The sequence below is a fragment of the Pseudoalteromonas sp. 120-MNA-CIBAN-0494 genome (assembly GCF_040308885.1).
Lineage (GTDB): Bacteria > Pseudomonadota > Gammaproteobacteria > Enterobacterales > Alteromonadaceae > Pseudoalteromonas > Pseudoalteromonas nigrifaciens.
This window is the reverse complement of sequence record NZ_JBEOOE010000010.1, coordinates 24,289-37,527: the sequence shown is the minus strand read 5'-3', so window position 1 is coordinate 37,527 and position 13,239 is coordinate 24,289. Positions and strand designations below refer to the sequence as shown.

12 protein-coding genes are annotated in these 13,239 nt (G+C 40.0%); 5 read left to right on the top strand and 7 right to left on the bottom strand.

Translation table 11 applies throughout. From position 1 onward, the window contains the following. Nucleotides 1-204 precede the first annotated feature (204 nt). The 5 genes from AAEY55_RS08580 to AAEY55_RS08560 form a co-directional block, all read right to left on the bottom strand. Nucleotides 205-678 (bottom strand): DUF1456 family protein, encoded by a 474-nt coding sequence (locus AAEY55_RS08580; RefSeq protein ID WP_089368223.1) that lies wholly within the window; start codon nt 676-678, stop codon nt 205-207. A gap of 134 nt (nt 679-812) precedes the next feature. Continuing rightward, the gene (locus AAEY55_RS08575; RefSeq protein WP_011328071.1) at nt 813-2,057 is read right to left on the bottom strand and encodes a lipoprotein-releasing ABC transporter permease subunit; all 1,245 of its coding nucleotides are present in this window, start codon (nt 2,055-2,057) and stop codon (nt 813-815) included. After that, entirely contained in the window at nt 2,047-2,745 is a 699-nt protein-coding gene (lolD, locus tag AAEY55_RS08570; protein ID WP_011328070.1) for a lipoprotein-releasing ABC transporter ATP-binding protein LolD, read from the bottom strand. The genes AAEY55_RS08575 and lolD overlap by 11 nt, the downstream gene beginning before the upstream one ends. After that, a complete protein-coding gene (locus AAEY55_RS08565) occupies nt 2,738-3,955 on the bottom strand; it encodes a lipoprotein-releasing ABC transporter permease subunit (protein WP_041454692.1) in 1,218 nt (405 codons plus the stop codon). The genes lolD and AAEY55_RS08565 overlap by 8 nt, the downstream gene beginning before the upstream one ends. A gap of 138 nt (nt 3,956-4,093) precedes the next feature. Continuing rightward, nucleotides 4,094-4,966 carry a LysR family transcriptional regulator gene (locus AAEY55_RS08560; RefSeq protein WP_086996014.1) on the bottom strand — a complete coding sequence of 291 codons (873 nt, stop codon included), beginning with the start codon at nt 4,964-4,966 and terminating at the stop codon, nt 4,094-4,096. Nucleotides 4,967-5,095: 129 nt separating this feature from the next. On the opposite strand from AAEY55_RS08560, the gene AAEY55_RS08555 reads away from it, so the two are divergent. From AAEY55_RS08555 to AAEY55_RS08545, 3 genes are all read left to right on the top strand, one after another. Continuing rightward, nucleotides 5,096-6,217, top strand: a complete 1,122-nt coding sequence (locus AAEY55_RS08555; protein ID WP_011328067.1) for an S-(hydroxymethyl)glutathione dehydrogenase/class III alcohol dehydrogenase — start codon at nt 5,096-5,098, stop codon at nt 6,215-6,217. Nucleotides 6,218-6,275: 58 nt separating this feature from the next. Next, nucleotides 6,276-7,118: an S-formylglutathione hydrolase gene (fghA, locus tag AAEY55_RS08550; protein WP_011328066.1), complete on the top strand. Its 843-nt coding sequence runs from the start codon at nt 6,276-6,278 to the stop codon at nt 7,116-7,118. A 709-nt stretch (nt 7,119-7,827) separates the two neighbouring features. Continuing rightward, on the top strand, nt 7,828-8,244 hold the full coding sequence (locus tag AAEY55_RS08545) for an MgtC/SapB family protein (RefSeq protein WP_011328064.1): 417 nt from the start codon (nt 7,828-7,830) through the stop codon (nt 8,242-8,244). Between the two features lie 72 nt (nt 8,245-8,316). Here AAEY55_RS08545 and AAEY55_RS08540 read toward each other — a convergent pair whose 3' ends face one another. Continuing rightward, nucleotides 8,317-10,224: a beta-ketoacyl synthase gene (locus AAEY55_RS08540; RefSeq protein ID WP_089368221.1), complete on the bottom strand. Its 1,908-nt coding sequence runs from the start codon at nt 10,222-10,224 to the stop codon at nt 8,317-8,319. Between the two features lie 127 nt (nt 10,225-10,351). Between AAEY55_RS08540 and AAEY55_RS08535 the strand changes: the two genes are divergently transcribed. Together AAEY55_RS08535 and AAEY55_RS08530 are read left to right on the top strand one after the other, a co-directional pair. Then, on the top strand, nt 10,352-11,362 hold the full coding sequence (locus AAEY55_RS08535) for a GlxA family transcriptional regulator (RefSeq protein ID WP_089368220.1): 1,011 nt from the start codon (nt 10,352-10,354) through the stop codon (nt 11,360-11,362). 68 nt (nt 11,363-11,430) lie between these two features. Next, a complete protein-coding gene (locus AAEY55_RS08530) occupies nt 11,431-12,666 on the top strand; it encodes an EAL domain-containing protein (protein WP_309217090.1) in 1,236 nt (411 codons plus the stop codon). Nucleotides 12,667-12,694: 28 nt separating this feature from the next. Here AAEY55_RS08530 and AAEY55_RS08525 read toward each other — a convergent pair whose 3' ends face one another. Then, on the bottom strand, nt 12,695-13,210 hold the full coding sequence (locus AAEY55_RS08525; RefSeq protein WP_011328060.1) for an MgtC/SapB family protein: 516 nt from the start codon (nt 13,208-13,210) through the stop codon (nt 12,695-12,697). Nucleotides 13,211-13,239 lie beyond the last annotated feature (29 nt).

The window sequence follows — 13,239 nt, the reverse complement described above, 5'->3', positions numbered from 1 at the left end:
GGTTACTAAAACCAAACATACAGCTAACAAAGGAGGTAATTACTTGATATTTAAATGATCTCATTCAATTGCTAGTTTATTAAGCGGTATTGAACAATTTTAAAGTAGGCGTGCAACAAGTTGAAATATATTTAACTTAAAAACAACAAAACGCTAAAACAAGGGCTGTTTTAGCGTTTTGAAAGAGTAATGGCTTTACCTTGCTTACTCAGCAGTGCTTTGTGGACGAACCTGCTGTTGTACACCCGTTAAAAATAAACGAAGTACCTGGTTGTTACATACGCGGTAGTGCTTGTTATCTACTTTACGAGAAAACGCGCTTAGCTCATGCTTACTCAAATTAAAGTCAACGAGTGCCAGCGTCGCAATCACATCTTCCGCTTTCATATTTAAAGCAATACGCAGCTTCATAAAAATAATATTGTTATTTAACTTGCTCTCAGGAGCAGGTTGCTCGCCTTCGCGCTTACCACGTTGCGTATTAATAAAACCATTTAAAAAAGTTGCAAACTCTGTATCACTTATTTCAGTGTAAGCTTCTTCGCCTTCTTTAGTTAACCAAGCAATTACTTGCTCTGTAGTAACCGTATGCTCAGCTGCAGCAAAAACATTTACCATAGCGGTGTCGGTTAAATTAAAAGTGTAGCGAATGCGGCGTAAAATATCGTTATTTGTCAAAGTAAATCCCAGAGTAGTAAATGCTAACCCAATGGTTAGTTATTGTTAGCTTGTAAATAAGCGCCCTAGTTTAACAGACTTGCCAATACTGCCCTATTAGTTTTTATTTAGCAGCGCACACGCTACCAATGCCGCTAATTACCCAGCACTTTTGCAGGGTCAACTCTTGTTGCTTGCCACGCCGGATAAATAGTAGCTAACGCCGCTAAAATAAAAGTAACAACAACTGTTACCACAATATCTTGCCACACTAACTTACTGGGTAAAAACTCTATAAAATAAACTCCTTGAAGTGGGTTTGCGCCAAAGAGTTGGCTGAGCCAAGTAAATAATTCGCTAATATTTATTGCCAGTACCACACCAATTAAGCTGCCTAATACCACACCTACAAAAGCTTGCGTTAACCCCTGCATTACAAAGGTAGCTAAAATGGTACTGTCTTTTGCGCCCATGGTTTTTAAAATAGCAATATTGCCTTGTTTTTCGCGTACTTCCATTACCAATGAGGACACAATATTAAAACTTGCCACAGCTATAATTAAAAACACCACAATATAAACTATGGTACGCACCATTTGTATATCTTGGTATAAGCTGCCTTGCGTTCTAAACCAACTAGAAATGTATACATAGTCGTCTATGGTTTGCCCTACCCGTAGCGCAATTTGATGCGCAGTAAATACGTCATCAACGCTTAGGCGAAGCCCGGTTACTTGGCTTTCATCGTAACCTAATGTTTGCTGCGCTTTATTAAGGTGGATAAATGCAGCTGTGCTGTCTATTGGCCCACCCATTTCAACAATACCTGCAAGTAACAGCGTTACTCGCTTAGGGGCTAATAATGACTGCCCTTGCTGAGCTATTTGAGGAATAAGTAAGGTAATACTATCGCCCACGCTGGCATCGAGCTGGTTAACTATTTGCTTGCCTAAAATAACTTCATCAATGCCAAGCTGGCTCACCAATTTGCCTTTGGTAAATTGATTAATAGCCGACACGCTCCCCTCTAATGAAGGCTCAACCCCGCGTATTTCTACTGCTTTTAATTGGCTTTTAAATTGCGCCATGCCGTTAACTGCAATAAATGGCGCGGCGCCGGTTACATGATCTTGCTGTTGAAGCTGCTCAACTTTTTGTGGCCAATTAGCAATTGGCCTATTAGGCGCTACATATTCCACCTGCGGCACTACGCTTAATAAGCGATGCACTAATTGCTGCTCAAAGCCATTAATTACCGACAGCGCAACTATTAAAACCGCAACGCCCAATAAAATACCCACAGTAGATGCTTTAGCTATAAAGCTTACAAAGCCATTTTTTTCATCTTTATGACCAGAATACGCTCTAAAGCGTTTACTTATAAACGCACTAAGCAACATGTTGCGACTCTTTAATAGTAAGTTTTCCATCATCTAAATAGGCTATTTTACCGAGTTTGTCGGCCAGCTCTAAGTCGTGTGTTACCACCACAAAGCTGGTATTTAAACTTTTATTAAGCTCATTTATTAAGTCGTATATTTTAATCGCGTTTTGTTTATCTAAATTACCGGTTGGCTCATCGGCAAGCACTAATGCCGGTTTAGTAACGAGCGCGCGCGCAATTGCCACTCGTTGGCGCTCACCACCAGACAGTGCCGACGGCTTATGAGAGCTACGATGTGCTAGGCCCACTTTTTCAAGCATTTCTAATGCAGCTACTTTCGCAGCTTTAGCACTTAGTCCTTTAATTAAAAGCGGCATAGCTACATTTTCTACCGCGCTAAATTCCATCAGTAAATGATGAAATTGATAAATAAAGCCTAAGTTTTTATTTCTAAATGCCGCTTGCTCTGTACGGGAGAGCTTAGCCACTTCTTGATTTTTAATTTTAGCACTGCCAGATGTTGCAGTATCGAGCGTACCGAGTATATGCAATAAGGTACTTTTACCCGAACCAGAGCTGCCCACAATAGCCAGCATTTCACCTTGTTGCAGGGCTAAATCAACCCCTTTTAATACTGCAACTTGGTTACTACCATCTTGATAAACTTTATTTAAATTTTCACAACTAATAACTAAATCATTCATAACGCAATACCTCGGCTGGTTTTACTTTTGCGGCTTTGCGCGCTGGGTAAACAGTGGCTAAAAAGCTCATAGCAATACTCGAACAAGCGATAACAATTAGGCTTGGCACATCAAATTTTACCGGCAACTCTATACCTGCCATCAAATTTAACCCTACTAATGCTAATAACTCATTAATATATAAACTAAGTAATACACCTAAAAATGCCCCTACTGCGGTGCCAATCACGCCATTATAAAGTCCTTGCACCATAAACACTTTTTGTACTTGCGATGGTGTTAAACCCAAGGTTTGTAAAATAGCGACTTCGCCTTGTTTTTCACTTACCATCATCGTTAGCGCAGAGACAATATTAAATACCGCAACCAGCACAATAAGCCCTAATAACATCGACATAATCCGTTTTTCCATTGCTACAGCAGCAAATAATGTGCCTTGGCTGCTGCGCCAATCTGTATAGGTATGATCTTTTAATATTAGTTTGCTGGCCTGTATAAATTCATCCAATGCAAAGGGTTCATACAAAGAAATACTTAAATTAGGTGCAGTGTTTTGATCCAGCTTTAATACGCGTTGCAACGACGCACCACTGGTAAAAGCCAGCCCCATGTCAATTTCAGAGCCAGTTTCGTAAATGGCTGCTATTTTAAACAAGCGTTGGCTAGGCATTCGCCCAAGCGGTGTATAGGTAGAAGCATTTGGCATAATAACCCGCAGCTTATCTCCCAAACCAACACCTAATTTACGGCTCAGGTAGCGACTAATGGCAATGCTATAGTTTTTATTAAGTACTGTTTGCCAATTTCCTTGTACTATTTTATCGGTAATTTTATAGAGCGAGCCGTCATCGCCATATAAGCCTTGCAGCAACACACCGTGTAAATCTTTATTGGTTTGTAATATAGCTTCACCATGCTGATAAAGGCTTACAGTACTTACATAAGGAGATTGTTCAAGATCTGCTTTTAAACTACTCATTTGCGCTGCAGTACGCTTATTAGCTTGCACTTCAACATGCGGAATAAGCCCAAGCATATTGGTTTTTAAGCTGCTTTCAAAGCCATTCATTACTGAACTGACAGTAAATAATGCCATTAAGCCAATCGCAATACCGGCAATAGAAAAAAACGAGATAAATGAAATAAACGCATTCCCTTTTGAGGAGCGACTATATCTAAGCCCAATAAACAAACTAACCGGTTGAAACATATTGTTTTTAAACACTTATCCTAAAAATAGTAACTTATAATAACACGAATAATCCGTACTTGGGTATGCCACTAAATGTAATAAATATTTAAAAATCTGATACTTGGCTAGAATAAAAATTAAATGATTAACCCGCTATTAAGCTTTTAGTCCTGCGACTAAATAATCAAGTAGCACCCTTACATTAGTTGCCACAAACTGTCGAGGCGGATACACACCCCATACCCCTTCTTGCAGCGGCTGATAGGATGTTAAAATAGGCACTAACTGCCCTGTTTTTAACTCGTTTTCAATGTAGTAATTAGGGAGCTGAATAATCCCTAAACCTTTTTTAGCGCCATCTACCAACGCCCAGCCACTATTACATTGCAGTCGCCCAGCTATTTTAATATGCTTTTCGCGCCCTCCTTCGTTTACCCGCCAATAACGACTATTCCCCACTAAACATTGATGATTTATTAGCTCACCTAATGTGTGTGGCTCGCCAAATCGGGTTAAATAATCAGGGGCACAACACATAATAAAACGCCGTGCACTTAAGCGCCGTGCTTTTAAGCTCGAGTCTTTTAAATGCCCCAGTCTAATAGCTAGATCAAAACCACCTTCTAATAAGTTTTCTTGCTCATTACTGAGCGTAGCAACGACTTCTACATCGGGGTGGTCGTGCATAAAATTATGCACTATTGGCATAATAAAGCTCTCGCCATACATTACCGGGGCTGTTAGATTAATTTTACCTTTTGGCGTACTTTGCTGTTGCGCTAAACTTTGCGTGGCATCATCCATTGCATGTTGTAAATGCTTTATTTGGTGTAAAAACACCTCACCTTCTTTGGTCAAAACCACTTTACGCGTTGTGCGCGTTAGCAACTGTGTATTTAAGCGTTGTTCAAGCGCACTAACATGGCGGCTAATATGCGCAACCGACAGCCCAATTGCTTTGCCTGCAGCGGTAAAACTACCTTCTTCACCTACCGCAATAAATTCGTCTATTCCATCCCATCGTGCCATTGTTACAGTTCTGAAAAAGTGTTTTAATAAAATTGAGATTATCATTATTTGAGAAACAAATACAATAGCTACATCACCCAAGCAAATTGGGTCTACAATTATTATCTACCCACTACAAAGGATAAGCACATGTCAGAATTTATTAAATCAAAAGCAGCTATTGCTTGGGGTCCTAATCAACCACTTAGTGTTGAAGAAGTTGATGTGATGATGCCTAAAAAAGGCGAAGTAATGGTAAAAATTACCGCTACTGGTGTATGTCATACCGATGCATTTACATTATCGGGTGAAGATCCTGAAGGTATATTCCCTGCAATTTTAGGCCACGAAGGCGCTGGTGTTGTATATGCAATCGGCGAAGGCGTAACCAGCGTAGAAATTGGCGATCATGTTATTCCTTTATACACCGCAGAATGTGGTGAATGTAAAATGTGTACCTCGGGCAAAACTAACCTGTGTTCTGCTGTGCGCGAAACCCAAGGTAAAGGCTTAATGCCAGACGGTACAACACGTTTTTATAAAGACGGTCAGCCAATTTACCACTACATGGGTTGCTCAACTTTCTCTGAGTACACAGTACTGCCAGAAATCTCTTTAGCTAAAGTAAACAAAGAAGCGTCTTTAGAAGAAATATGCTTACTAGGCTGTGGCGTAACAACAGGTATGGGCGCAGTAACAAACACAGCTAAAGTAAAAGCGGGCGACACTGTAGCTATTTTCGGTTTAGGTGGCATAGGTTTATCAGCTATTATTGGCGCAAAAATGGCCGGTGCGAGTCGTATTATCGGTATCGATATAAACAACTCTAAATACGAGTTAGCAACCAAGCTTGGCGCAACCGATTTAATTAATCCAAAAGACTTCGACAAGCCAATTCAAGACGTAATTGTTGAAATGACCGATGGCGGCGTTGACTACTCGTTTGAATGTATTGGTAATGTTGATGTTATGCGCTCAGCACTTGAGTGTTGTCATAAAGGTTGGGGTGAGTCGGTAATTATTGGTGTAGCAGGCGCTGGCCAAGAAATTGCTACTCGTCCATTCCAATTAGTTACTGGGCGTGTATGGCGTGGTAGCGCATTTGGTGGTGTTAAAGGCCGCTCACAACTACCTGAAATTGTAGAACGTTACATGGCTGGCGAGTTTGCACTAAATGACTTTATTACCCACACAATGGGCCTTGAAGACATTAATGATGCATTTGATTTAATGCACGAAGGCAAAAGCATTCGTACCGTTATTCATTACTAAGCAATAAACCAATCGCTTGTATTCACGGTGTGGATATAAGCGGCTTTTGAGGATTATCATGTTAGAAAATATCTCAAGTGTAAAAGTATCCGGTGGCTGGCATAAACAATATACGCACAGCGCTGTAAGCACTCATTGTACTATGCGTTTTGCCGTTTTTTTGCCGCCCGGCGCTAGTGAAAGTAATAAAGTACCGGTACTTTATTGGCTTTCAGGTTTAACCTGCACCGACGAAAACTTTATGCAAAAAGCAGGCGCATTCAAAAAAGCAGCTGAGCTAGGTATTGCTATTGTGGCACCCGACACTAGCCCTCGTGGGGATAATGTTCCTAACGAAGACAGCTACGATTTTGCTCAAGGCGCTGGGTTTTATGTTAACGCGACACAAGCCCCTTACAACACTCACTTTAATATGTACGACTACGTAGTGAATGAATTACCCGCGCTTATAGAGCAGCACTTTCCAGTGACTAGCACAAAAGCAATTAGTGGTCATTCAATGGGCGGCCACGGTGCGTTGATGATCGCCCTTAAAAACCCACAGGATTATGTTAGTGCCTCGGCGTTTAGCCCTATAGTAAACCCTATTAATTGCCCATGGGGCGTTAAAGCGTTTACGGGTTATTTAGGAGCCGATAAAACAACATGGGCACAATACGACAGCTGCAAATTAATGGCTAAAGCTGAGCAAAGTAACTACTTGCCAATGTTAGTGAGCCAAGGCGATGCCGATAACTTTTTAGACGAGCAATTAAAACCGCAAAATTTAGTGGCTGTTGCAAAACAAAAAGACTACCCACTGACCCTAGAAATGCAAACCGGGTACGATCATAGTTACTTTTTTATCAGTAGCTTTATTGATCAGCACTTGGTATTTCATCATCAGTATTTGTCTGCATAACAATATTATTGTTTGTAGTAATAATGTGTAGAGAACCCTCTACACATTATTTTAAACTATTAAAAAAACGTCCTTACTTGCATCAGTATTCACTCGCCTTTTATTACCCTGCTTGCTGTGGCTCTACCCATAAGCTTATTTAGAGCATGCTGACCTTGTAAAATAAAATCAAATTTTAAATTTTAAATTGTAACGGTGTTAAACAAAGCACATTACTCATGCACTTCCTTTTTTATAAACTCCTTAACAAAACCAATTAATTGCAGTAAATATATAATCAAAAAAGGGAATGCACCTACAATCGCAACGCTGTGATTTAAAGGCTCGTTATTTTCAACTAATAATACGCAAGCATACAATCCCAACGCAAACGACCAGGCGTATAACCAAAACGGCAGAATCATCAGAGGTTGCTAACGCGCAGTAATAACGCGTTTTTTTCAAGTTTAGTGGCTGTATTTATTGTTTTTTTTAAAAGGCAAGTGATGTACATAATTACCTTTAATATAAGTAAAAGAATATGGATATTCAAAAGCGATATCAAACTAACTACTTAGTAAAATAGTAAAATAGTAAAATAGTAGTGTAACTATTACCAAGCCAGGCAGAATAAAAATAAAGGCAAACCTAAATTACTGAATTTAAAATATTAAATAAATGGCTTACAGATTGCTAGCTAGTTATTAAGATTAACTAAAAAGGCAAGATCATGGAAATTGATTTACAGTGGCACGAAATCGTTGATAATCTGATTCACTTAGGCATAGCTTATTTACTCGCTTTGCCAATGGCCTACGACAGAGAGCGCAGCCAAGATGGTGCGGGGCTGCGTACCTTTCCGTTAGTAGCGGTGGCATCATGTGGTTATGCGTTAATTGCGTTGTCTGTACTTGACTCCTCTGAAGCACAATCAAAAATGTTACAGGGGATCATTACCGGTATCGGCTTTATTGGCGGTGGCGCAATTTTAAAAAATAACCAGTCCACCTCAGGTACTGCCACCGCGGCGAGCATTTGGAATATGGGTTTAATTGGTATTGCTGTGGCCTACAGTCGCTACGAAATAGCTATTTTACTGGCCATTATTAACTTTATAACATTACGCTATATTAAAAAGTTTAAGTAACCTCTTAATTTTATATCTTAATAAAAACAAAAAAGGCGCTATAAAAGCGCCTTACCAAACAAGAATGTGTGCTTAAAACATGTCTTGATAGGGATTTTTTGTATTAAAAGCAATCGCTTTTTCAAAGCCAGGAAGGTGTATGCTTTGCTCATCTATAACAATGTCGTTGTCGTCAATTAAGCCATCACCAAAACGATAAATTAGTTGGTATTGGCCTAAGTCTGCTTGTGATTGATAGCTTTGTTGCGCTGCTTTTACAGCCACATTTTTATTAGCATAATCATCCATAACGCTTTTGCCATGGCGCTTGGCAAGCATTTGCAGTGTTATTTTTGCAGACAATACTGTAGCGGTAGCATTGTTACCACCAAAGCCTTTTGAGTTAATAAATGCAATATCCATATCACCGCAATCATAGTGGCTGTTTCTAATATCTAGATGATCAGCGTAAACATCGTCGGCTATTTTATCTATAGTCGTAATACCAGGCATAATATTGTGGCTAAATACACCTAATGCTATAGCTAACTGATCGCCACTTGCAGGAGCAATAGTATGGCCAACATATGCTTTTGGCGCAGTTACTTTCCAGTTATCAATAGCAAAGGTTTGTGCCACTTTATGATAAATCAATGACTCGGTTACACGGTTTAATGGCGTGCTTGAACCATGGGCTAATATAAAGCTGCGCTGTTGCAGGGCTTCTTTACCTAATAAGCTACTTGCCAGTGCCGCCGATTTTGCCATAGTAATGTAGTTACCCGGCCCTGGTGAAGTAATTGACTTTTTAATCCCGTCGGCATTTACAAATACATCTGGCACACACCCCATAATGTCAGCGCCTAACTCTAGTGCTAGAGCATCATCCATTAAAATAGCCACTTGCGCGCCTTCACCTAGCGTAAAGCCACAGTTTTCGCCAAACGGACGGCTACTTTTACGATAGTCGGGCTCATCTGTATTACTTAAGTTATCTAAACGGCGCAAACCTTCAACGTTTGCCAGTGCGCTCATGTTACCAAAGCCTTCTATAACCTCTGGCGTAATAGCACATTCAACACTGGCTACTACAGCAACGCGAGTGCGCCCGGCTTGTATATCGTTAACCGCTGCGCGTAAGTTATATAAAAACGTAGCACATGCGCCCGAAGTTGAAAACGTAGTACCTACGTTGCCCGTTACATACGCATTAATAAAATCGGTCGACATAGTATTTAAACCCAGCGCTAATTGCTTAGTGCTTACGCGGTCGCCTTGCTGGCGAGCTTTAACTAAGCCACCTAAACCTGTGTCATCCATTTGGCCAATAACCGACGCCGAATAGGTACCAATTTTGTCTGGCTCTACGCTATTCATTATATGTTGCCAATCAAGCCCGGTTGACTTTATTGCATCGGTAGCAGCAAAAATAGTTGCTTGCAAACCACGTGGCTGATAGCGGCTGTTATACATTACTGACGGATCAAACCCAGTAGGAAACTGCCCTGCCGATTTAATCGGGTTGTCACGAGTTGAAGCGTGTTTAACATCTATATCTGCGGCAATAGTAACTTTAACTTTTTTACCTTCGAGCTGCTCTACCTGCCAGCTTGCAGGTATCGGTTGTGGTAAATCGCGAGCACGGGTTTCAAACACAATCGCATTCTCATCCGAGTTGCTTAGCGTCATTTTTTGCTGCCATGGGGTAGCGTCTGGATCAAAATGTTCGTTTTCGATTTTACGAATAAGCGTGCCGGCAATTATTTGTTCACCAAAACGTGCTTCTATGTCGCTTTGCTCAACATTGTTACCTTGAGTGTCTTGTAGTTGATTATCAACAACACTAACTAAATTCATCAAGGTGGCGAGGCCTAAAAACGTTTCTTGACGATCTTGTGCACTTAAACTGTCTAACACAATACGGCGGTAACCTTGGTGAAAAGAAGTACGGCCAGCGGCATTAATGCCTCCCATGCCTACAATTACGGGTAATGCGGTCATAATTTACCTTTAAAAAACGTGTTATAAGAATATGACACTAGTTTAAATGGATTGCGCACCACTCTTTGTGCTTTAATAGCCAAATATTAAGCATAAAAGGCCAACTCTAACTGGTCGGAGCATCTATATGACTGATAAACAGAGTAACCCCCCATTAAATATAGCTATTGCTGTTTACCAACACTTATTAATAACGAGTTTAACCCTCCCTATAGAAATGTTGAGAGCGGGCGAAGCCTTTGCAAAAGGCCATATTAATAAACAAAACTTTAGGCCACTCGCTATTCATTTAGTTGCTAAAAACCTTGAACCAATAAGTAATCGTACCGGCTTGGCAATCCTTCCCGATTGCGCCACCAGCAATACCCCCAATTGCGATTTAGTAATAGTGCCCGGTATTTGGCGAAACCCGCGCCCAGTTGTACGCACTAATCAAAATATAGTTACTTGGTTGGGGCAAAGTTTTACTAATGGCAGCCATATTATAGGTGTAGGCACTGGCAACTGTTTACTAGCAGAGGCCAAGTTACTTGACGGGCACCCAGCAACCACCCATTGGCATTACGCTAAACAATTTAGTCACGACTACCCCAAGGTACTGTTAAAGCCTGACTTTTTTATTACTCAATCCGAGCGACTCTATACCGTAGCCAGCCTAAACGCCCTAGCCGATGTAATAGTGCATATTATTAGCCAGTATTATGGCAAAGCTGCAGCGCAGCATGTTGAGCGCAATTTTTCCCACGAAATACGCAAACCCTACGAAGATCAGCGCTATCTTGAAGGTGCGGTTGATCGCCATCCCGATGAATTAATTGCCCAAATTCAATTTTGGTTAAAAACTAACTTAGCAACAGAGCTTAATTTACAGGATGTAGCCGCACAGTTTAATTTAAGCTATCGCTCTTTTACGCGGCGCTTTAAAGCAGCTACCAACCAAAGCCCTATTGAGTATTGGCAACAGTTACGAGTAGAAGGTGCTAAAGAGTTGCTCGCTTCGTCAAATTTATCAATTCAGGAAGTAGCGTTAGAAGTAGGCTATAATGATCAAGGTCATTTAACGCGAATATTTAGAAAAATATTGAACCAAACACCCAGTGAGTATCGTAAAGTAGTGAGAAAAAAATTGTTTGGTTAATACTTTAAAAACAAGCCAAGCTACTGTATTAATATAAACCATTAACTAAAACACAGGAAGTTGGAAATATGCATGTAAATTTTAGTGAAAATTTACTATTAGATATTGAAGCAGAGACTGATCTCAATACTAGACTAACTCGCTTGCTAGCACTTATTCGTAAACACCTTGATATGGACGTTGCTTTTATTTCTGAGTTTAAAGACTCTAAACGTATATTTAAATTAGTTGATACCAAACGCCCTAACGAGATTGTAAAAGTAGGTAATTTTGATCCCATAAACGAAACCTACTGTAATAAATTAGCCAATAATGAACTAGATAATATAATACCTGACATCAGTAAAAATAGTATAACCCGCAATATGCCGGTTACTAAAAAGCTTAATATTGGCGCTTATATTGGCGTGCCAATTACCTTATCTAACGGCGATATTTATGGCACATTTTGCTGCTATAACGAACAAAAAGACGACACATTAAACAAGCGTGATCTGGCGTTTTTAAATTTAATTTCAGATCTGGCTTCACAGCTTATTGATACACAAATACAAGACAATGAAGCAAAACAACTTATTAAATCTAACGTACTTAATATTATAAATACAAATAATATTGAAATTTACTACCAGCCTATATATAGCTTAAACACAAATAAAGTTTCGGGTTACGAATCCTTGTCTCGCTTTTTTGTTGAGCCCTATAGAACACCTAATATTTGGTTTGATGAAGCAGCACAGTTTGGTTTAGGTGAAGCCCTAGAAATGTTGGCAATAAACAATGTTTTAGGCAATATGAGTCATTTTAATAAAGAGGTGTATGTGTCAATTAACACCTCTCCAGAGCATATACTAAGTGGTGCCGTTGCCAATGCATTAGCTGCTATTTCTGATTGCAGCAATATAGTATTGGAGGTAACCGAACACTCTCCTATTGCCAACTACAATGAAATGTTAACGGCACTCGCGCCACTGCGTAAAAAAGGCATACGCCTAGCTATAGACGATGTTGGTGCAGGGTATTCTTCTTTTCAGCATATTTTGGAGCTACAAGCAGATATTATTAAACTTGATATTAGCCTTACCCGAAACATAAATAGCGATCGTCGTAAATATTTATTAGCTAAAGCGTTATGCGGATTTGCTAAAGACATTGGCTGTAATATTATTGCCGAAGGCATAGAAACACTAGAAGAAATAAACACCCTCCGCAAACTAAGTGTCGATAAGGTTCAGGGCTATTATTTAGGCCGCCCACAAGCACTTTGCGATGCTTTAGTGCATCAAAAATCAGTATTAAGTTAGTTATAAACTTAATTATAAAAACGCCACTTTATAAGTGGCGCTCTGTTTCATTTTCACTTTTGCGATAATAGCGTTTTGAATAAATTTTAACTTTAGTGTGCACACCTTTACTTAAGCTTTTAAACTTAGCTTCAAGCACATCAACACCGTATAAAATACCGACCACCAGCACAGAAAGCTTAATAGCTGCGCCCAAGTTTTCGGTGGCTATCATTACACCAATAGACGCTAACACCCAAATGGTTGCTGCCGACGTTACTCCTACCACAGCGCCGTCTTTAGCTAGCATTACGCCTGCACCCAAAAAGCCAATACCAGTAATTATTTGTCCCACTACGCGAGAGTGGTCAATTACATCGCCTTGTAAATTAAACGCGGTCGATAAAAATAAATAGGTACCTAAAGTAATTAACGCAGAAGTACGAATACCCACAGGTTTGCCACGTAATTGGCGCTCAATACCAATAATAGCGCCACAAAATGCCGCCGTACCAATTGCAGCCCATGAGTACGGAGCTACATCAAATAAATCAGGTAAAAACACGTAATTTCCTCGTTATTCATATATGAATA